Source organism: Pantoea rwandensis (assembly GCF_002095475.1).
Taxonomy (GTDB): Bacteria; Pseudomonadota; Gammaproteobacteria; order Enterobacterales; family Enterobacteriaceae; genus Pantoea; species Pantoea rwandensis.
Window position 1 is genome coordinate 296,534 of record NZ_MLFR01000001.1, and the last position, 20,509, is coordinate 317,042.

The window sequence follows — 20,509 nt, forward strand, 5'->3', positions numbered from 1 at the left end:
TAAAAATTGCTACTGATTAAATCATTGATTTTTATGTTTTATATTGATTTTATTGCACTAATTTGATTGATTACCCCTACTATGACTGTTGTTAATGGGTTGTTTATACAGTGTCGTTATAAAGTTTTTTACAGGTGTGCGTGTGAAGAGATATATTTTTATTCATCAAAAAAGATCAATCATATCAGCAAGATGATTTAAAATTTAATGCGTTTATTTTTTTAAGAGTAATTAGATCTTTGTGAAAGGTCTCACAGCTCTTGTCGCCGAAGGAAGGCAAAACAAGTTTTAGTATTGGAATATAAATTTCATTCATGATTAATAATAAAACGAATTACGTAAATCCTCTTGAGGGATAGCCCGCAAGAGACATTACCGCTAATTGTGAAACCTATGAGTGGGCAGTTCCTATTCTAAAAAAGCTGCCTGAATTTCTGACTACCAGGATGAGATAATCACGATGGAAGAAAAACTGACTCGACAGGCAACTGCTGTGCAGAGCATTGCGGCCAGTCCAAATATGAAGCGCATAACGCTAGTCTCAACTATCGGAGGCCTGTGCTTTGGCTATGATACTGGCGTGATATCCGGCGCGCTGCTGTTCATGACGAAAGACCTCGGTCTTAGCCCGACTTCAGAAGGTATTATTACCTCATCATTACTCTTTGGTGCGGCGTTTGGCTCGTTGTTCGGTGGGTTGCTTTCAGACCGCCAGGGACGCAGAAAAAATCTGCTGTGGGTGGCGATCATTTTCATCTTTGGCGCACTGGCAACAGCAGTGGCGTGGGATATCACTTCCATGTTGGCCGCGCGTTTCATTCTCGGGCTTGCTGTCGGTTGTGCGTCAGTCACTGTGCCGGTTTACATAGCGGAACTTGCCCCCGCGAATCAACGAGAACGACTGGTGACAGTGAACGAGTTAATGATTGTCACCGGCCAGTTCCTGGCCTACTCAGTTAATGCGGGTATTGTTAATGCTTACCCAGAATTAAGCCATAACTGGCGAATCATGTTGGCTATCCCGGCGATTCCGGGAGTGTTGCTCTGGTTTGGTATGATGATGATGCCTGAGTCTCCACGCTTCTTCCTACAGCGCGGGAAGGAAAAAGAGGCACGCCATGTTCTGTCCGGTGTACGTGAACCGGGTGAGATTGATAAAGAGATTGAGGATATTCGAAACATCATCGCTTTGGATGCTAGCCAGCCTAGTTTAAGGCAGGAGTTGAGTAAGAAATGGGTCATTCAGCTGATCTTAATTGGACTTATGATTGTTCTCGCGACACGTGTAACGGGTGTTAATACCATCATGTACTATGCCCCAACTGTTCTTAAGTCTACCGGGCTGGGAGATGCCGCGGCAGTCACTGCAGCGGTTGCCAATGGCTTAATTTCGATCCTTGCTACCATACTGGGGATGGCCCTGATTGGTAAATTCCCGCGCCGTAAGATGTTCTTGAGTGGACAGATAGGCGTCACCGTGGTGTTGGTGATGATAGGACTGGCTTTCAAAATGTTCTTCCACACCGAAATACGTGACGGGGTTTCAGTGCTTCAGGGAAACTTTGAGGGCGCCAGCTATATCATACTTGGGCTGATGTCACTGTTCCTGGTGTTCATGCAAGGTTGGATTGCGCCGGTGTTCTGGTTGATGTTGTCAGAAATATATCCTCTTAGAATCCGCGGGTTGGGGATGGGAATTGCCGTGTTTGGGTTATTTGCATTCGATTTCGTTATTCAGTCACTTTTCCCGATCATGTTAAACGCATGGGGGGGTGGGGCAACATTCGGCATCTTTGCGGGATGTAATCTGGTCATGCTGGCTCTTCTATTTAAATTCTTGCCGGAAACGCGTGGATTATCATTGGAAGAGATTGAACGAAAATTCAGGCAGTAAAACACAATATTCATTGGTGTATAGGCTGTTTTGATTCACTGAAGGATGTCCTAGATGAAAATTACTGAAGCAGATGTCACCCTGAAGTGCAGGGCAAAAAATCGCGATGGAGCGTTACAGTTAGCTGACTATGAGCTAGCAAAAAAAGATTGGTTGTTGCTGGTTTTCTAGATGCACTGATCGCGCGAGAAAAAGAGCTCTCAACCTGGATTGGGGCAGGTGTGGCAATGCCGCACATTAATCGCCGCGATAGCGCACTGGTTAGGAAAAGTGGATTTCACATCCTGCAATTTCCTGATGGTGTGAAGTGGGATAATGGCCACGTTGCGTTTTTAGTAGTAGTTGTAGCCGCGCAAGATAACGAACACCTTGAGATCTTATCAGGGTTGGCAGCTTTACTTGATGATGAGTTGTTAGTAGATCGTCTCTCCAAGACAACAACGGCAGCCGAGTTCATTAAGTTGATTTCCTGATAAATCTAATAGGCCGGTAAAAGCCGGCCTATTAGAAGGCGTTCTATATACTGAGGATTAAGGAATAAGATGCCTCACCCCTTTTGGCCGGGATGTTGGCTTGAGCTATAATATAATGAAGAAATAGCACTTCATAATTTAATGAAGTGCTATTTTAATGCAATGCGTTATTTTACGACGTGCATCGAATCACCTTGCCATGGTTGAGCCTGAAGTTCTTTTCTTGCTTTACCAATCTGACTTGCAGACACTGGTTCGGCGGAATTCCCCCAGCTGTTACGAATGTAAGTCATGACATCAGCAATATTACTGTCAGAAAGTTTTTGAGCAAACTCAGGCATACCTGCTGCTGTTGGGTTTGTATGTGTTAATGGCCCTTCTGTACCATTGAGAACCACATTAATCAGGCTGGATGCATTAGGTGAATTAACCTGAGGATTTCCCGCTAGTGAAGGAATCATATTTCGCACACCGGTGCCATTTGAAACATGACACGCGCCACATTGAGATTCATACACTTTCTTCCCCGTTATCATGGCTGTATTTTCGCTTGAGAGCGGAGTGGGAATGGGTTTATCAGACGCAGGTATTGATTTTAAATATTGCGCAATAGCTTTCAAATCCTCATCGGTCATGTACTGCGTCGAGTTTTCAATGGCTTCAGTCATTGGGCCTGATGAGGCAGTAATTTTATTCGTACCTGAGCGAAGATAAGACACAATATCCTCCTCGCTCCATTTCCCTAAGCCTGAATGTGGATTTGAAGTGAGATCAGCTGCATACCAGCCCTGCAAAGCTCCCCCCTGAAGATATGCTGAAGAATCTCCGCCCAACAGGTTTTTTGCGGTATGGCATGAAGCACAATGTCCCGGTCCATCGACAAGGTATGCACCGCGATTAAATTGCTCGCTGGCAGTAGGTTGGGGCTTAAACACCTGGTCTTTGAAAAACAGAAGGTTCCAGCCGGCCAGTGTCCAACGTTGGTTGAACGGGAAAGGCAGTTGATTCTCGACCACTTCATTATCTACCGGTGGGATCGTTTTTATATAAGCCCACAGATCTGCTAAATCCTGGTCAGTCAGTTTTGCGTAAGCATTGTACGGCATAGCGGCATACAAATAACCATGTGAGCCGATCCCATGGCGTACCGCGCGGTCAAACTGTTCCTGAGTCCAGTTACCGATGCCGGTTTTAGGATCCGAGGTAATATTTGAAGACAAGATGTCCCCAAATGGCGTTTTGAGCGTATAGCCACCCGCAAAGGGTTGTCCACCTTCAGCAGTGTGGCAGGCAGTACAATCCGACAACCGCGAAACATATTCACCGCGTTTGATTTGTTCTTTTAAAGCATCGCCGCTAGAAAGTTGTACCGTTGGAGGATAACTTTTATGTAATCCGTACTGTACCAGTGCGGTATAGCCAATCGCCCCTGCCACAGCCACGGCTGCTACGCTATAGGCGGCGCGTCGTAATTTTTTACCCATGATGTTCTCCTTATCGCACCAGTGAACCCGGATTTTTCAGATAGTCATTCACGATGGCGTGAGCAGTCCAAAGCGTGAGCGCGCTAAGGGTAATGGTTGGGTTATATCCGCCGTTATTTGGGTAAGAAGAAGCACCCAGAACAAACAAGTTATGCGCATCCCAATGCTGCTGGTAGCGGTTAAGTACGGATGTCGCCGGATCAAGTCCCATTACTGCCCCGCCAATGGTGTGTGAACTGTCATAGGCACGGAAAGGAGAGTTATGCTTATCCGGGAAAGCTTCGGTTTCCCAAGATGAAGCACCAGATACCTTGCAGATATCCTCGATACGATCTCGAATAAAGCGAGCCATCAATCTGTCGTTTTGGTTGTAATCAAACGTCAGACGCAATAATGGCTGACCATTTTCATCTTTGTAATTAGGATCAATTGACAGATAAGAGTCACGGTGCGAGTAGGATGTGCCTTGACCCTGAATTTTGGCGTAGTTTTGGTAGCTCTTCTGGAAAGTTTTTTTCCATGCGGAACCCCACATTTTACTGTTCGGAGGCAGGCGGTCCGTCATGCTTAACGGTGTACCCTGGTCTGAAAGTGCCTGGATTCCGGCACCGCCGAGGAAGCCAAGCCCAGTATGATCAAAGTTATCACCATTGAAGTCATCTATCTGGGTTGACAATGCCCCTGTGGAAATGAACGGGTTCATTTGTTCATTTTCATAATACAGGTAACCCATAGACATGGTTTGATAGTTGTAAGCACGTCCCAGCGTACCCTCACCGGTAGCATGGTCGTAGGCCTTACCAATTTTGGACAACAGTAATAAACGCACATTATCTAACTGATAAGCAGACAGGCAAACAATATCAGCAGGCTGGAAGCCAGTGTTGCCATCGGAATCACGGAAGGTTACCCCAGTCACGGTTTTCCCATCTTCCGCTTTGTCGATGTATAGTGCTGTACATTCAGTCAACAACGTAAAGTTGGTGCGATCCATCAGAGCGGGGACGACACAGATGTTTGGCGAAGATTTTGACCAGTTGCCACAGCCATAGAAGCCGCAGTAGCCGCAGTAGGTACAGGGTGCAAGATTTACGCCCAACGGGTTAGTGTAGGGTGCGCCGATCGTTCCCGCTGGGATAGGGAAAGGATGGTATCCCATCTTTTCCGTCATCTGATGAAACTTATCATTCCAGTGCGAACGAATAAGAGGGGGGGTGGGGTATTCGCTGCTTCGGCTACCTTCAAATGGGTTTCCGCCAGCCTCAACACGTCCATTAATGACACCAGCCTTACCCGATATTCCTGCGATTTTTTCAACGCGGTCGTAGAATGGTTCAAGTTCAGCGTAACTGATCCCCCAATCCTGAACGATCAATCCATCTGCCAACTTCATATTGTGGTAGCGATCGCGCAGACGGGTGGCCATTTCAAAGTCAGAAGGGTTGAAACGCCAGGCATTTGCCGCCCAGTGCTTACCCGCTCCACCAACACTGTATCCCATCTGGAAGGCATTCCAGTCACGAGCAGGCAGCGCTTTCTGGCTGCTGTCGTTACGGAAGGTCAGAGTTTCAACGCGTGGGGGTTTTAATATTTCGCGTCGTACACCGTAACGCAGTTCATCCGCTGCAATTGCGGGAGAGAAATTGGTCTGAGTCTGTTCCCACGGGCCGCGTTCAATTGCGACAACATTTAATCCTGCACGGGTCAGCTCTTCTGCCATAAGCGAGCCGGCCCATCCGAGGCCGATAATAACGGCATCAGCTTTAGGTCTGGTGTAATTCATAATTTGCCTTGTTTTTAAGCTTTCAGGAGTTGAATAATACTGATTGGCTCAATATTTAATTTTTGGCCTTTCAAAGGTGCATAATCACGGTAATCGTAACGTGCGCCAGGGAAGCCAATCATTTTCCAGCCATCCATATTTCGATTTCCGCCATAAATTGGATCGGCAAGGAAACCTTCCTGAACATTAGATAAAAACTGTTTAAACAAATCATCCGAATTGAAAGTAGGGTATTTTAATTCACCTGACTCCATTTTTTCCAGATAGCTATCCTGCTCTTCATGTGACAATTCAGTGAATGATTTGTTGAACATTTCAAAACAATGCTTATCTATCTCAGCCAGACCTTTTCGATATGTTTCTGCTGGCGTGTAAGGGCTTTGAATACCCTGCGACTCAGTACCGTTCTCAAACGGCCCCTGATTGTAACGCCAGCTGGCTTTACCATAATCACCGGCCAGTTGATTATCTATAAACACGACACAGCCGGTATCTGAAGCACTCGGGCTCAGTTCATCTGCTGGAATGAGCCTGTCAAAAATTGCTGTGACTAGGGCATATTCATGTTCATTAAAGTACAAACGCTTTGTGGGATCGGCGGGCGTAGGTAGTGGGGTTTCTTTCGCCTTCCAGGTTTTTCCACCTGTTAAAATATTATGATTTTCAGCCGCGCCTGCGGGTTTAAATACTGATGCGGCCGTTCCTGTTCCAGCTAATACAAGACCAGCTTTAATAAAACGTCTACGTTCCATACGATGCTCCAGACAATAAGAGTCACCGACTACATGAACACGCTCACTGAAAAACTCAGAAGAATGTCTTAATAGACAGTGGATATTAATTATTAGAAGTTTGTTGCGAGTAAAAAATTAACTAATTAAATGCTCCCCCCTTGTTATAATCGCCATGTGAAACATGGCGAGAAATAAATTTAAGTTTTAATGTGAGAACGACGTAAACATAGTTCTCCATATTGCCATTCGCCTTGATCATCTGCGCGGTTTTCAAGCAGTCGATTGATGGCCTCTGAAACCTGCAAGTCGGCTCGCTGATTCCACGTGGTTAACTCCCAGGTGCTTGAATGTGCTTCATCAATATCATCAAAACCAACTACACCGATTTTAAGTTCGTGGTCAAAATCTCGGATTGCTTGGATTGCTCCAAATGCAAGGACATCGTTTTCACAGAACAATGCTTCAATTCGCTCATCGGCAGTTGATTCTTGGAGATATTGCATCATACAACTGTACGCAAGATCGCGATCATAGTGCCCGGCGACCAAGACAACGTCTAATTTTTTACTTTCTGAAATTAGCGCGGCCTCGTATCCTTCTAATCTCAACAAATGATTAGAAGAAGTATCTGGCCCTTTCATGTAACCAAAACGTTGATAACCTTCTTTCAACAACACCTTACCTAGGGTCTTTCCTGCTTTAAAACCATCAACGTTGACAACCTCAACATCGGCACTGTCTGTATTCCTGAAAACATGAATAGCCCGGATATGATGCAGAGATTCAGCTGTAACCAGTAACTCATCACTGACGATAGTTGCCAGATAAATCAAACCATCAACATGGAGTTGGCCTGCCATCTGCAATACAGACTGGTAATTTTCTGGCGACTCGATGTTAAGTAGCAAGGTCATGTAGCCACGTTCATTCAGGCGCTGCGTGACCTCCCTGAGCATCCGCAGCGTGTGAGGGTTGTCGAATTCATCAGCGACTACCCCAATAATTTTTGTTGTACGTTGTTTCAAACTGCGTGCCAGTAAATTAGGTCGAAATCCTAGCTGCGAGGCAGCGTTAAGTACCGCCTCTCGCGATTCAGCTGAAATCGATGCATTGTCTTTGAAAGCGCGTAACACTGTCCATTTTGAAACGCCTGCCAACTGTGCAACGTCATCAGCTGTCGCTTGCTGAAACTTTCTCTCTGGGTTGCCTTTTTTTTCTTTCATGCTGATTCACACTTATACGAACGCGTCATGTGACATAGCATAAGTTATTCAGGCCCGCACCCCTAATTCTTAGAGAAATTAAAGGCGTATTTGTTAACCCACAACGACCTTGTTGAATTTGATGTTGCGATTATGTTTTCCTTTGCTACCGTTGGCAACAACCATTGCCAACGGTAGCAAAAGATGCAAGCATGATCCCCGTCACGTTTTGTGCAAAAGCTCTTTAAAACCATAGTGTTATTGCAAGTTTTTGGCAGTGTTAAAATTAAAGCTTGGAATTGTTAACAATTGTAACCTGCGTGGTAATTAAGGATTTCTAAAGTTCGGGGGATCACATCATCCTGACAAGTTGTGATATGCCTGGTTCTTGATGAGTAATCATGGCCATTCTGAATGATATCTAATCATTTAGCCCTGAATTTATCTAACAAAACTGAGCAGAACAGATGCTGCGAGAGCGGTAATCATCGTGCACACTGCAATAAATTAAGTTAACGTCACATAAGATTAAATAATGAATAACACAATAACAACCGCATATAACCAAGTTAAATGAGTAACATTTTTCATGCAAATGACGACAAAATTATATCAGGGAGATAGTCATGCGTATTGCCATACTTGCTTTAGAGGGTAGCGTTCTTTCCGCTATAGCAGGCCTCACCGATATGTTCTGGATTACCAATAAGGCAATTGCCGCGTCACCAGCACATGCATCAAGATTTCCTCCGAAAGCCTTCGAAACCTTAATTGTAAGCGCTGATGGCGCTCCCGTCTGGGATGCAGAAGGAAGGCTCATTCATATTGATAGCTCATTTAAAACAGCCGGTCTGCCTGACGTGGTTATCGCACCAGGTATGTTACTTGGACATGACCTACAGCCACTCAATATGGGAAGTATCCGCATCGCAGCCGACTGGATGAAGAAGCTTTACGACAATGGCACGCTGGTGGCTGGCGCGGGAACTGGAGGCGTCATTCTTGGAGAGGCTGGTTTGCTTAAAGGAAGGTCTTATTCAACCACTTGGTGGGTCAGTCATATGTTGCAGGAGCGTTATCCGGATGCAGTTTCTACAAGAGGAAAAAATATTGAAGAGGATAGAGGAGTCATCACTACGGGGGGGTGTTTTTCCTGGATATCATTGGCGTTGTATCTTGTTGAAAGAGAGGCTGGGGCAGATGTGGCCAACCTAACTTATGAAATGTCGCTAAAGGATAATGTTCTTCTAAGTCAGGCCCTTACTCCTAATCCGGCAACCATAGACAGAGGTATGTCACTTCTGGTGCGCGCGGAGGAGTTCATCCGTTTCCATGATCCATCCACGAATATGGTGCAACTGGCTTCAGCACTGAGCGTAACTGAGCGCACACTGCAACGCAGGATTAAAATGCTGTCTAAGGAAACCCCTAAAGAATTTATTACAAGGGTACGCATCGAAATGGCCTGTCCAATGCTCATCAGCACAAATGTTAGTATCCGCCAGGTGGCCCACGATTGCGGATATTCTGAAGATACCGCTTTTCGTAAGGCGTTTAATCAGATTATGGAAATGTCACCGGCACAATATCGTCAGTGGATGAGAGACAAAACAACACGTGGCGAAATTCCCCCGACTAAAAATTAGCCAGCATCGAACCCTGCCCATCAGATTTAATGAAAGAAAATGTGAAATTCATTCAATTTATTTGATCTGTTGTTTATATGTTGTTTGCCGATAGTTGCGTAGTGATACGCAACTTATTTTAACTTCTACCAGGCAAAAATGATGAATATAACTCAAAGGCTAATGTTGGCTTTCACTTCACTCGCAACTTCACTTGTGATCGTTGGCATAGTATCTATTAGTCTTCTTTCAGGATTTCAGGAACGTTTCGAATACGTACAGATTAATGCGATTACGTCCATACGAGATCTTGGCGAGCTTATCGATCGTAGTAACTTACTTTCACTTAGGCTCTATAAGCACCAGAGTCAGACAGACAATTCACGCATGCCTCCAGTTGAAAACGAAATTGCTCAGCGTATTACGGATATTCGTGCGCTTACAGAAAATTATCTGAAAAATAATATATCCAACGTTGAAGATAAAGCGATGACGGAGAAGGCGCTTGCTACGCTCAAACGAGTTGATTCAATGCTTCCGGCATTTATTAGTGCTTCCAGAGCCCACGAGGATCATGTATCACTTGGCCTGATTGAAAACGAAGACGGCGTTGGAGGTGCCATTCGTGAACTCAAGAACGGCTTCAGGAACCAGTTGGCGTTAAATATCTCCCTTTCTAACAAACTGCGCAACGTCAACCAGACTATCTATCAACGCGCCATTTGGGGAATGTCACTAGGTGTGATACTTGCTATTGTTTTTCTAGGAGCATTGACTGTATTTACCCTTCTGTATATCCGCAAAAGCCTTAAGGATATTAGTGAAATAATGGTTCATGCTGGCGAAAGTTTAGATCTGAGCGCCACAGCAAATGATAGTCGCCAAGACGAAATTGGTAAGATGGCGAAAGCATTCAACCAGTTGCTCTTTCGGGTTGGCACAGCTCTTCATTCCGTTAGCACAGCATCGCATGCAGTTAGTTCAGCTTCAGCTCAGATTGCAGCCGGTAATGAAGATTTATCTTCCCGTACAGAGCAGCAAGCAGCGTCACTTGAGCAGACGGCAGCAAGTATGACTGAACTGAGTGAAACTGTCCGGCAAACAGCCGAAAATACCCGTCAGGCTAGCCATTTGTCAGGCACTGCTACTAATTTATCAAACGCCAGTGCCGTATCTTTGGGTGGCATGCTTAACACCATGGCAGAAATCAGAAGCAGCTCAAAAAAAATCACTGATATAGTGACTCTGATTCAAGGCATTGCCTTTCAGACTAATATTCTGGCTCTAAATGCGGCGGTAGAAGCGGCCCGTGCAGGTGAGAATGGTAAGGGGTTTGCTGTTGTGGCAGGGGAGGTTAGGAACCTTTCACAACGTTCTTCTCAGGCTGCTCGCGAGATAAAACAACTCATTGATTCATCTTATAATCTGGTGGAGTCTGGGGCTGCTCAGGCTTTAACTGTTGAAGGAAACATGGAAGAATTGAAAGCTGCATTCCGTCAGGTTGATGACCTTGTAAATGAAATTGCGGCTGCGGCAGAAGAACAGAATACTGGTATTAAGCAGGTACATCTTGCTATCAGTCAGATGGATGACGTTACACAACAGAATGCGGCATTGGTCGAAGAAGCTTCAGCTGCTTCAGCTTCTCTGCAGGAACAAGCTCAGTCGCTTTCTGGTTTGGTTATGCAATTCTCATTGCCTAAATTTACATCAGCGAAGGCTATGCCAGCGAAACGTATCCCGCCTGTTGAAATTTTACCCATCTCATCTCGGTCTGTCATGAATGAGCCGGAATCGAACTGGAAAAGCTTCTAATGAGTGCTTAACTTCTGAAGGTATAATATGGATATCAATAAATTTCTTATTCATGGAAAGGATCATCGGGAGCTGATGCTTAGGTTCGAACAGATGAATATGCTTCTCCATCAGTTGACGGATGGGGAATATCATTCGCTGGATGTATACATGAACAATTGTAATCATCTTAGGGAACAAGTCAGAATTGCAATGGCGTTGCTTCGGAACAGTGAATTTGAGGAGTATCTCATTCAAAATGATGCTGCTTTATTTTACAATCTTCAGAGCGTCATGTTGGCAGTTAGCATGTTAAAAAATTTTCTGGAAAACCTATCTGGCACGATGAGGCGGTCTATTTTAGAGTCTGTATAATTATTTAAGTGGTAAACCTGAATCCTAGGAGCATCTTTTGGATTCAGGTTTTCCGGTTTTAAATTTAATTCATCTACTCTTTGTTTGAGTGCCTTGTTGATAACACACATAGATGCTCCTGCCAGAAAGAAAGAACTCAGGCTGTCTGCGAGCTCAACAGCCGTCGTGCTTCACGCTGCAGCAGAGTGTGGTCGTGAACGCGCTGAATGATGCCGAGCCGGTATAGATCTTTATCTGTCATGGTCACCAACATAAAGTCTGCATCCTGAGCTGAGCCTGAGGAGATCTAAGGTTAGTTCAGGGACGACATCTGAATTTAGCCATTACACAATAAGTACGCATAATCATGATTATGTTAAATAAGGTATTCAGATGCGAACGAGTGGCCGAACCAAGTTATCACCTGCTCTCGTCCGCCCTCTATAGACAGCTATCAATTCAGTTGCTTTGTGAAAATCTGTCGAATCCTTCACTTCATGCGATGCTGAATTCTTCAAACTGCAACGTGATCCCATTAAGTTGAATACATGACGCATCGCTACGTGAAAACTCTCGGGTAATTCCTCACACCCCTTCGCAGAATTCATGTAGCAACGCCTGAGAAAACTTCAGAAATCACCACTGAAAATGGAGTTAACTTAAAAGATAAAAACTCTCTTTTTCAGCCTTAGTGAGTTCTAATTTCTGAACTGTTCCCAATTGAGATGAACGAACAGCCGATTCAAGAACAGCCATAACCGCGATTGCCTGTGCTGGAGGAACAGGATTAACATTAACGCCTTGTATAGCATCCCGAACCCGCATATAGAACTGACGTTGGTCGCCTTTTGGCGTTTTAATGGTCGTTGCTTTTGAATGACTGTCGAACACAGTAAGGTCATCACTGTCCTCACCCCATGCCTCTGACCCCGGCAAAATACCTGCTATGAGTTGGCTTTCCTGCTGATCGGCATATTGTTTAACAACACTGCCTTTATCACCGTGCACAGTAAAGCGTGCTACTCCTCCTGCGGCAAGCATTGTGGCATGGAGAATCACTTTATGTTCAGGATAAGTCAACGTGACATGCGCCCAGTCATTTATCTTGGCTCCACAGCGCAGCGTGGTTATATCACCCGAAATGGTTTCAGGCAGCCCGAACAACTGTAAAGCCTGATCGATGATATGGGGTCCAATATCGAACCATAAGCCACTCCCCGGTAGATCATGCTCTCTCCAACGGTCACGCACTTCTGGTCGGAATCTGTCCATATGAGACTCAAAATGTTTTACCTGACCTATCGCACCGGAATTAATAACTTCAGTTATGCCAAGATAATCGGTATCCCATCGACGGTTCTGAAATACAGACAGGAGTAATTTTTTTTCACTGGCCAATGCTGCCAGCTCTCTGGCTTCATCCAAGTCCAGCGTGAAAGGTTTATCAACCACGACATGCTTACCGGCATTCAAAGCCAGTTTGGCCAGAGGCGCATGTGTCGCATTCGGTGAAGCAATGACAACCAGATCAACCTCTGAATCTTGGATAGCTTTTTCAGGTGAATCAAATACGATCGCGTCAGGCAGATCGTTCTTAACCTTTTCCTCATGACCAGAGGAAACCGCGAATAAATTCAAGCCGGCAACAGAATTGATAAGTGGTGCATGAAACGTTTTACCAACGAAACCGTATCCTATAAGTGCAACATTGATATCTTTTTGAATACTCATAACTATCTCCTTGCCGTTACTAATGTGTAATGGTGATCTGAGTAGAACCTGCTTCTTCCAGCTCGTTCCAGGGGGAATCGAGGAAAAGTTGATGGATGTTCGTCAACGATGCGACCAAATAAGGTTCGCAGCGGTTGAGTTTCATATGGTCGGCGACCACCCAATGCTCATTACTGGCAGCCAACATGGCACGTTTAATTTCAGCATCCCCCTCCTGACTGGCACTTAACCCAAATCTGGGATGTAATGCACAAGCCCCCAGTATGGCAATGTCAGCCCGGTAATTATTGAGGAGAGACATTGTCGCGCTTCCTGAAAACAACCGCTGCTGCTTATCCCATTTCCCGCCCAAAAGAATGAGTTCGATATCAGGTTTGTCGCTGAGGTGATATGCAATATCCAGCGATGTGGTAATCACAGTTGCAGGTCCTTTTAGCATCGCTGCCACGGCCAAGACCGTGCTACCCGCATCAAGAAAAAGAGTGCAACCAGACGGAATTTTTTCTGCAACCAGGGTACCCAAGTTGACTTTGACGTCCGGAATTAGCGTGCTCCGTTCATGCCTGCTCATCACTGAAAGGTCTAAAGCCACAGCCCCACCATGGTTTTTCTGGGCAAGACCTTTCTTTTCAAGAAAGGCTAAATCGCGACGGACGGTATCTGCAGATACCTGAAGTTTATCTACTAATTCGCCGATCCCCGCCTGACCTTCTTTGAGAAGCAGCTCCATTAGCAGTTTCTGTCTTGCTGTTTTATGCATGATAATCTCAAAACCGCAAAATATCGCAACAAGCAGCATAATACAGCAAATTGCTGCTGTCTGTGATTTGTTTACTACTTTGTTCGATGGGAAGAAATGTGGTTTAAATGAGAAAGTAGAATCGCATGCGGATATGGCACTCAACACCTGCAGCTTCGTCGCAAGCAAGCTGCTTTGATGTCGTACACCTGAATGGGGCAGCTCTAAGGGCTGCGAACCTGTTCTGTTTATTTTAAAATGCAGAGTAAATTTAGGCCATGACTAAAATTGCTTTTATTAACCTCAGCCAAGAGTAAATCTTCAGCATTTTTGTCATGCCTGGTCACACTATGATAACTATAGATAATATTAATCACATCAGCTTCCTCCATACTGGTGTCAAGTTCAACGGAAGCAGTGATCAAACATTTTAATAAGAACCATTCTGAAAGTAAAAAATGAAGGTTCGAGATTGGACTTCTTCCTTTTTTAAATGGGAAGAAATCCTCATAAATACGATACTGCATGTAATTACTGAGAAGGAAATGGCGTTCACGTAGCCAAGATGCAGCTTTCTCATGCCAGATTTTATTTAGCTGCTGAAAGGATTGAACTGCGGTGTTCGCTCCAGAATCTTCATCTTTATGAAGCAGGTTAAGTTTTTGAACGTAGGTAAGAAGAATATTTCCACCCCTCCCTTCTTCTTTAGTACCAAGATACTTTTGTAAATGCAGCAATAGATTAGACTGAAGATGATAATCAGTGGGTAAATCTTCAACTTGCCTTCTGATTACGCCATTTTTTATTGCGTCCTGAACACCCTCAAAATAAACCATAAGGTTTTCAACGAAGCCATCACCTTCTAATATCTCCTCACGATATTGAATCAATTTAATTATGCCGTATAAACCCTCTTCAATATTCTCATCGCAACTGTTTATAATATGAGAACACATCAGATTTAGCAGGCGATCTTCTTGAAAAATTTCTGGTGAATCAAGTGCGTGAGGGTTTTGTTTGATTTTTTCACTGAAAAGCATCGCATCAGGTGTTGTTAACAGTAGTCTTGCCGCTTCTGGACAAGACAAGGTCAGATTACTTCTAATTTCATATTTATAGCTGGCATAAATACGGGGATAGAGAGCACAGGTAGTACTTAAGGATTTTTCCCCTAAAGTCTTGTGCACTTTGCACAATCTGTCTTTATCTAGAAAAGCGCAGTTTCCATTACTTTGCCGCAGGATCTTTCCCCAACTAGTATGACTCGCTTGAGTTGTTACGATTTTCTCTGCTGCAATATGGCGAATTTCAATGTTTTCACTTGTCATGTAACGAGTTACGGTCGGTTCATCGAGTTCTATCTCCCAGCCCTTGCAACAATGATCGATGCAAGCACTCCCCACACATTGAAACTGGTTGAGAAATGCGGGTTCAATAATAACTATGTCTTCCATAAATCTGCTTACCATTAAGATGATGAAAATTTTAAAACTAAGATAACCAATTTAAATGGTGTCTATGGGGTTAAAAGAAAACTAAAACGCATCTTATTTTTCTTATTATTATTTTATTTAAATAAACAACTAATGTTTCGCACAGATTGGTTAGACTTTAGCAGTCAGATTAAATCATCATCAAGTCAGATCTCATTATCACTGCATTAATTAAATGGCCTCTGTAAACATCTGCTTCATTTCCAATCCTAGCCTTTGAATTATCGGTAACGCTCCCAGCGTTGCTGGGCGGAGCCTAACCAGAAACTCAACGCCAGCCACGCAACTGATAAAGGAACAGCAACCATAGCAATACCACTCATGCTCAACCCGGCAGCGAGCAAGCCTGCACAACTCCACGCGGCTAATTGATCACCGGCACGGTAGACAACGGTATCAATGAAATTCTTGGTCTTAAATCGATCCTCTCTTGTTACCGCAGTAAACAGAATTTCCCTTGCCGGTCGCGTAAGTGCATAGTTACTTACATTCCGAATGGCCTGAAATATCACAAACACCACGATCCCCGGATAAATGGATAGCATTGAAAAACCAGCAACACTCATCAATGGCAACGCGCAAAGGGTCAGGGCAAGACCGGTCCAGGCGATAATCCGGCCAGTAAGAAATATTTGAACAATTAGCGTTAACCCGTTAACCAAGAGGTTAATGTTTGCGAAAAACGCTGTGCGCGAAGCTCTGTCAGGAAATTGCTGTTCAGCAATCGAAGCCTGATTGAAATAAAGGATTGTCGATGTGAGCGAATAGAAAAGAATAAACCCCGCAATCCCGAGAAGATAAGGAGAACTAAAGGTATTTGAGATGCCACTGAGCAGCCCGCCTCCAACAGGACGGTGTGCTTCCTCCCGTTCTGCTGGAATGTGAAACGCATCACTAATGACTGAGAGACGCCTCGCTGAATAAACTGCAAGTTCTAACAATATCAGAGAGATAAATAACAATCCCCCTTGCCCAACAATATCTACCAGTCCTGATGTCATTGCAGACCCCACAATGCCTCCGGTTGTGGCACCTGTTGCTAAAAAACCAAAAAGTCTACGTGCCTGGGCTGCGTTGAAAACATCCACAACAAATGACCAAAATACGGAAATAACAAACAAATTAAACACTGAGACCCATATAAAAAAAGCACGTCCTGTCCACACCCTGTCTTGAGGCGATGCCAAGGCAAGTAACAACATGAAGATCAGTAAATTGACCATAAAAAAGCGGTAGGTAATCTCAATGAACTTTTCTCGCGGCCAGCGCCGAACAACCCAGGCAAACAGTGGATTAGCCACCACCATGGCGACAAGGGTGCCGCTGAATAGCCAAGGGAGGTTCCTTACACCACCCGCTACGCCTAACTCTTCACGTATTGGGCGCAAAATATAATAGGCAAGGAACAGGGCAAAAATGTACAACCAAGACCAAGCCAGTGCAGCCCCTTCACCCGATGAGGAAGAATCTACTGCGATAGTTTTGATGAGAAAACGCCGTCCTGAAGACGCCAGTCTACGAACCGATGCTACGTCATTCATCGCTGGCATCCTTTGCTATTAAGTTTAAATAAGGGGAACAAAGTGAGGATGTTGTTTGATTTCATGGGATGTCAGCGGTTAAATCGGCCACGAAGTGCATTCAAATCTTCTTTTACTCTTTGAGGTTCATTACCCGCAGGCAGCGTATCCTGGTCTCCTGGGCCATTATCACTACCTGACTCATCGGTGGTGAGTGCCGCATAGAGAGGATCGAGATCAGATTGAGTAGTTCCTTTCACAGCGACCAATTCAAAGGTTTTTTTATTCGCTGAGGGGGCAGTAATTGCATCAACCAGTACCTGAGCGAGCTGATTGCGTGAGATGACACCATCTGCAGGTGAGCCTGACCAGTGGGTGTCCCCCTGGCGCATCACGAGTTGATGCTCATTGCTACTGTTATAGTCGAACCATCCGGGCCTGACGATGGTGTATGGCAAACCACTGGCTCGAACCAATCTCTCACCGCGTCGTTTCCAGTCATGGCCAATGGAAGGTTTAGTTACGCCCACGGTTGTCATCAGAACAATGTGGGCAGGTTCTTCCAGCACACTCAACACATTTCTCACAGCACCATAGTTAACTGCTTCAGCCCCTTGAGCGTCATTACCACTGATACCGTGCGTAAATATTACAGCTGTAACCCCTTCCAGTGCGGTGTGGAGAGTATCGGCTTTAGTCAGATCGCCAGGAACCACGGCCACGCCCTTAGGGAATAGACGCGCCTGTGCTAAATCACGTACTGAAGCGCGCGTTTCGTAGCCTCTTCTGAATGCCTCAGCCACGACAGGACGACCTATGCTTCCACTTGCCCCAACCACTAGAACAACAGGCGTATTTCGCTGCCGTTGTGAAGCAGGATTTTCGTCACGGCTTTGCTGTTGTATTTCACTGGCACCGACACCGGAAGCAGCACAAAGCATCATGAGCGCAGATAAGGAGGCCGGTATACGGCGAATGCTAAACATAATATCAATTCTCCAGAAGAGGGATTTATTTATACCTACGGTCCATCTGAATTTTCATATAACTATATTAAGCTTCAGCTGTCGGCAGGATGACAGGTGGATAACAATTTTGTCAGTTTTAATTGGATAAAAATAAATGACCGATTCATCAGTAACTGACAAAATCAACCATATTCAACACCAACTAAATAGGATAGTGAGCTCGAGAAAAAATAACAATCTTCTCTTATCTGTAAAATAAGAGAAGATTGGTTTTCTCACCGAGTAATATTGTATATCAGCGGCCTACACGAGACTGCAGCGATGCCGGATAGCGATCCCCTACTACACTGATAGTTTCCAAGGCTTGGGATATTTTCTGAATTTCGTGCTGGTCAAGATCAACATCTACAGCTGCGAGATTTTCCTCAAGACGGTGCAATTTCGTGGTACCTGGAATCGGAACAATCCAAGGTTTTTGTTTAAGTAACCACGCCAGTGCTATTTGTGCAGAGGTGACAGATTTATCTGCCGCGATTTCCGTTAATAAACTCACGAGTTTCTCATTCGCTTCCATAGCTTCTGCAGCAAAGCGCGGAACTTTACTCCTAAAATCATCTGCACCGAATGCTGTACCAGATTTTATTGCGCCGGTCAGAAACCCTTTACCCAACGGACTGAAGGGAACAAAACCAATGCCCAGTTCTTCCAGAACAGGCATGATTTCTTGTTCGGGTTCTCGCCACCACATTGAGTATTCACTTTGCAGTGCGGTCACAGTCTGAACTGCATGAGCCCGACGAATCGTATTTACGCCAGCTTCAGAAAGGCCAAAATGTTTAACCTTTCCTTCCTGAATGAGTTCTTTAACAGTCCCAGCGACATCTTCAATAGGTACATCGGGATCAACGCGATGTTGATACAGAAGGTCGATAACATCCGTCTTAAGCCGCCGCAATGAACCTTCAACGGCGAAACGAATATGCTCTGGCCTGCTGTTAAGAATCTGCTGTTTATTGTCATCACCAAATGTGAAGCCAAACTTAGTCGCAATTACAACTTTATCTCTGAATGGTTTTAAAGCTTCACCAACGACTTCTTCATTGAGGTAAGGACCATAAACTTCAGCAGTATCAAAAAAGGTTACCCCACGCTCTACTGCATCGCGAATCAACTTCACTGCCTGCTGAGTATCTATTGCCGGTCCATAACCATGGCTTAATCCCATGCATCCCAGTCCCAGCGCAGATACTTCAAGACCGGAAGTGCCAAGATAACGTTTCTGCATGACCTAATTCCTCCTGCTGAATCTCAAACGATTGATGGTTTAAACATCGAGTTTACGGCCTGTCAGCCATTCAACCATTGCTGGGTCACGATGGGAAAAGAACGCACTGGTTGCGCTGTCAAGCGCCGCGATTTTCATCATTTCTTCTTCATTAAGAGAGAAATCCAGCACGTTGATGTTTTCTTCCATACGCTCTTTACGTACAGATTTAGCGAGTGACACGATACCGCGTTGCAAGATCCAGCGCAGTACAACCTGCCCCACGCTTTTGCCGTATTTCTCACCGATAGCAGTAAGTAATGGATGATGGAATAAACCGTTACGACCTTCAGCGAACGGAGCCCATGCTTCTGGTTGAATACCACGGCTTTTCATCCAAGGCACAGCATGCAGTTGCTGATTGAACGGGTTAACTTCAATCTGGTTAACGGCTGGAACAATCTTGTTAAACGCTACAAGATCTGCAAGGCGATCAGGATGGAAATTACTGACGCCAATGGCACGAATTTTTCCAGCCTGTTGTAATTCTTCCATGGCACGCCACGCACCATGCACATCACCATAAGGCTGATGGATAAGATACAGATCAACATAATCCATCTGGAGGCGATTTAAAGAGCGTTCAAATTGTGCTTTCGCGCCTTCATAGTTGGTGTCCTGCAACCACAGCTTAGTTGTAACAAACAACTCATTACGAGCAATACCGCTATCCTTAAGCGCATTACCAACTTGGGTTTCATTTTGATAAGAAGCTGCGGTATCGATAAGACGATAGCCCGTTTCGATGGCATCAATGACGGCGCGCTCGCACTCTGCTGCGTCTGTCATCTGGAAAACACCAAAGCCCAACAGGGGCATTTCAAGGCCGTTGTTTAATTTTACTGTTTGCATGAGGCTCTCCTCTAAGTGGGTGTAGAAGAAGCATAACGCGGATATGACTATTCGATTAGAGGGGGAAATACGCTAGGGTTTATTAATGGGGTTCATCAATCCGATGGCCCCATCAGGATTCACCTTATTGCGGGTTTTTCTCTTTCAAGAAATGGCTGACTTGATCGGCAATCTGTAGATTGTTTAGATCTGAGAATGGAAAATGTGTATTACCCTTTATTCCAATTTCAGGTAAATGGATAACCGTAACATCGCCCCCATGCTTGTTGGCTACGTCACGCCATTCACGCGCCATTGCCAGCCTTACCCGCCAACTGTCTTGCGCCGGCAAACTCACTGGCTTAGCTGGGATGTTGTCCCCATAAAAAATCAGTATAGGAATTTTTGTCAACGCCATGAATTTATCGATGGCAACGGGTTCACCTTTTAAAGTATCGAATGCACTGGGCATAGGTGCTGGCACCTCGTCGGAAGGGAAAACGAATCCGCTGCCAGGCTCAAAGGCAACAATAGCTTTAACGTTGCAATTGCATTCATAA

16 protein-coding genes and 1 pseudogene are annotated in these 20,509 nt (G+C 44.9%); 5 read left to right on the plus strand and 12 right to left on the minus strand.

The features are described 5' to 3' along the window. The first annotated feature begins 460 nt into the window (after positions 1–460). Positions 461–1,894, plus strand: a complete 1,434-nt coding sequence (locus HA51_RS01415; protein WP_084931443.1) for a sugar porter family MFS transporter — start codon at positions 461–463, stop codon at positions 1,892–1,894. A gap of 149 nt (positions 1,895–2,043) precedes the next feature. Next, positions 2,044–2,367, plus strand: coding sequence for a PTS mannitol transporter subunit IIA (locus tag HA51_RS01420; protein WP_084931445.1), 324 nt, complete (start codon positions 2,044–2,046; stop codon positions 2,365–2,367). A 167-nt stretch (positions 2,368–2,534) separates the two neighbouring features. Here the strand turns inward: HA51_RS01420 and HA51_RS01425 are convergent, their stop codons facing one another. The 4 genes from HA51_RS01425 to HA51_RS01440 all read right to left on the minus strand — a co-directional run bounded on the left by HA51_RS01425 (position 2,535) and on the right by HA51_RS01440 (position 7,591). Further along, complete coding sequence (locus tag HA51_RS01425; protein ID WP_084931447.1) at positions 2,535–3,851, minus strand: c-type cytochrome; 1,317 nt, start codon at positions 3,849–3,851, stop codon at positions 2,535–2,537. Positions 3,852–3,861: 10 nt separating this feature from the next. Further along, on the minus strand, positions 3,862–5,634 hold the full coding sequence (locus HA51_RS01430) for a GMC family oxidoreductase (protein WP_084931449.1): 1,773 nt from the start codon (positions 5,632–5,634) through the stop codon (positions 3,862–3,864). Between the two features lie 14 nt (positions 5,635–5,648). Beyond that, positions 5,649–6,386: a gluconate 2-dehydrogenase subunit 3 family protein gene (locus HA51_RS01435; protein ID WP_084931451.1), complete on the minus strand. Its 738-nt coding sequence runs from the start codon at positions 6,384–6,386 to the stop codon at positions 5,649–5,651. Positions 6,387–6,565: 179 nt separating this feature from the next. After that, complete coding sequence (locus tag HA51_RS01440) at positions 6,566–7,591, minus strand: LacI family DNA-binding transcriptional regulator (protein ID WP_084931453.1); 1,026 nt, start codon at positions 7,589–7,591, stop codon at positions 6,566–6,568. A gap of 605 nt (positions 7,592–8,196) precedes the next feature. On the opposite strand from HA51_RS01440, the gene HA51_RS01445 reads away from it, so the two are divergent. From HA51_RS01445 to HA51_RS01455, 3 genes are all read left to right on the plus strand, one after another. Continuing rightward, positions 8,197–9,216 carry a GlxA family transcriptional regulator gene (locus HA51_RS01445; protein ID WP_169718764.1) on the plus strand — a complete coding sequence of 340 codons (1,020 nt, stop codon included), beginning with the start codon at positions 8,197–8,199 and terminating at the stop codon, positions 9,214–9,216. A 141-nt stretch (positions 9,217–9,357) separates the two neighbouring features. Next, positions 9,358–11,010, plus strand: a complete 1,653-nt coding sequence (locus HA51_RS01450; RefSeq protein WP_084931455.1) for a methyl-accepting chemotaxis protein — start codon at positions 9,358–9,360, stop codon at positions 11,008–11,010. A 27-nt stretch (positions 11,011–11,037) separates the two neighbouring features. After that, positions 11,038–11,364, plus strand: a complete 327-nt coding sequence (locus HA51_RS01455) for a hypothetical protein (RefSeq protein WP_084931457.1) — start codon at positions 11,038–11,040, stop codon at positions 11,362–11,364. A 633-nt stretch (positions 11,365–11,997) separates the two neighbouring features. On the opposite strand, the gene HA51_RS01460 is transcribed toward HA51_RS01455, so the two are convergent. The 8 genes and pseudogenes from HA51_RS01460 to HA51_RS01495 all read right to left on the minus strand — a co-directional run. Next, complete coding sequence (locus tag HA51_RS01460; protein ID WP_084931460.1) at positions 11,998–13,074, minus strand: oxidoreductase; 1,077 nt, start codon at positions 13,072–13,074, stop codon at positions 11,998–12,000. A gap of 19 nt (positions 13,075–13,093) precedes the next feature. Further along, on the minus strand, positions 13,094–13,834 hold the full coding sequence (locus HA51_RS01465) for a DeoR/GlpR family DNA-binding transcription regulator (RefSeq protein ID WP_084932037.1): 741 nt from the start codon (positions 13,832–13,834) through the stop codon (positions 13,094–13,096). Between the two features lie 227 nt (positions 13,835–14,061). Next, entirely contained in the window at positions 14,062–15,267 is a 1,206-nt protein-coding gene (fliB, locus tag HA51_RS01470; protein ID WP_084931461.1) for a flagellin lysine-N-methylase, read from the minus strand. A 260-nt stretch (positions 15,268–15,527) separates the two neighbouring features. After that, on the minus strand, positions 15,528–16,847 hold the full coding sequence (locus HA51_RS01475) for an NTP/NDP exchange transporter (protein ID WP_139810609.1): 1,320 nt from the start codon (positions 16,845–16,847) through the stop codon (positions 15,528–15,530). 71 nt (positions 16,848–16,918) lie between these two features. Continuing rightward, positions 16,919–17,812, minus strand: a complete 894-nt coding sequence (locus HA51_RS01480; RefSeq protein WP_084931463.1) for an SDR family oxidoreductase — start codon at positions 17,810–17,812, stop codon at positions 16,919–16,921. A gap of 277 nt (positions 17,813–18,089) precedes the next feature. After that, positions 18,090–19,079: an aldo/keto reductase gene (locus tag HA51_RS01485; protein ID WP_084931465.1), complete on the minus strand. Its 990-nt coding sequence runs from the start codon at positions 19,077–19,079 to the stop codon at positions 18,090–18,092. Between the two features lie 39 nt (positions 19,080–19,118). Beyond that, positions 19,119–19,970 (minus strand): aldo/keto reductase, encoded by an 852-nt coding sequence (locus tag HA51_RS01490; RefSeq protein ID WP_084931467.1) that lies wholly within the window; start codon positions 19,968–19,970, stop codon positions 19,119–19,121. A 124-nt stretch (positions 19,971–20,094) separates the two neighbouring features. Continuing rightward, a pseudogene (locus tag HA51_RS01495) lies at positions 20,095–20,499 on the minus strand (alpha/beta hydrolase family protein); the annotation flags it as partial. Positions 20,500–20,509 lie beyond the last annotated feature (10 nt).

What these genes read in the sequence shown, in the direction of transcription:
- HA51_RS01450 (WP_084931455.1), top strand. Translation starts at nt 9,358, where the DNA reads ATGAATATAACTCAAAGGCTAATGTTGGCTTTCACTTCACTCGCAACT.
- HA51_RS01430 (WP_084931449.1), bottom strand. Translation starts at nt 5,634, where the DNA reads ATGAATTACACCAGACCTAAAGCTGATGCCGTTATTATCGGCCTCGGA.
- fliB (WP_084931461.1), bottom strand. Translation starts at nt 15,267, where the DNA reads ATGGAAGACATAGTTATTATTGAACCCGCATTTCTCAACCAGTTTCAA.
- HA51_RS01415 (WP_084931443.1), top strand. Translation starts at nt 461, where the DNA reads ATGGAAGAAAAACTGACTCGACAGGCAACTGCTGTGCAGAGCATTGCG.
- HA51_RS01440 (WP_084931453.1), bottom strand. Translation starts at nt 7,591, where the DNA reads ATGAAAGAAAAAAAAGGCAACCCAGAGAGAAAGTTTCAGCAAGCGACA.
- HA51_RS01435 (WP_084931451.1), bottom strand. Translation starts at nt 6,386, where the DNA reads ATGGAACGTAGACGTTTTATTAAAGCTGGTCTTGTATTAGCTGGAACA.
- HA51_RS01490 (WP_084931467.1), bottom strand. Translation starts at nt 19,970, where the DNA reads ATGCAAACAGTAAAATTAAACAACGGCCTTGAAATGCCCCTGTTGGGC.
- HA51_RS01445 (WP_169718764.1), top strand. Translation starts at nt 8,197, where the DNA reads ATGCGTATTGCCATACTTGCTTTAGAGGGTAGCGTTCTTTCCGCTATA.
- HA51_RS01455 (WP_084931457.1), top strand. Translation starts at nt 11,038, where the DNA reads ATGGATATCAATAAATTTCTTATTCATGGAAAGGATCATCGGGAGCTG.
- HA51_RS01480 (WP_084931463.1), bottom strand. Translation starts at nt 17,812, where the DNA reads ATGTTTAGCATTCGCCGTATACCGGCCTCCTTATCTGCGCTCATGATG.
- HA51_RS01465 (WP_084932037.1), bottom strand. Translation starts at nt 13,834, where the DNA reads ATGCATAAAACAGCAAGACAGAAACTGCTAATGGAGCTGCTTCTCAAA.
- HA51_RS01485 (WP_084931465.1), bottom strand. Translation starts at nt 19,079, where the DNA reads ATGCAGAAACGTTATCTTGGCACTTCCGGTCTTGAAGTATCTGCGCTG.
- HA51_RS01425 (WP_084931447.1), bottom strand. Translation starts at nt 3,851, where the DNA reads ATGGGTAAAAAATTACGACGCGCCGCCTATAGCGTAGCAGCCGTGGCT.
- HA51_RS01475 (WP_139810609.1), bottom strand. Translation starts at nt 16,847, where the DNA reads ATGAATGACGTAGCATCGGTTCGTAGACTGGCGTCTTCAGGACGGCGT.
- HA51_RS01460 (WP_084931460.1), bottom strand. Translation starts at nt 13,074, where the DNA reads ATGAGTATTCAAAAAGATATCAATGTTGCACTTATAGGATACGGTTTC.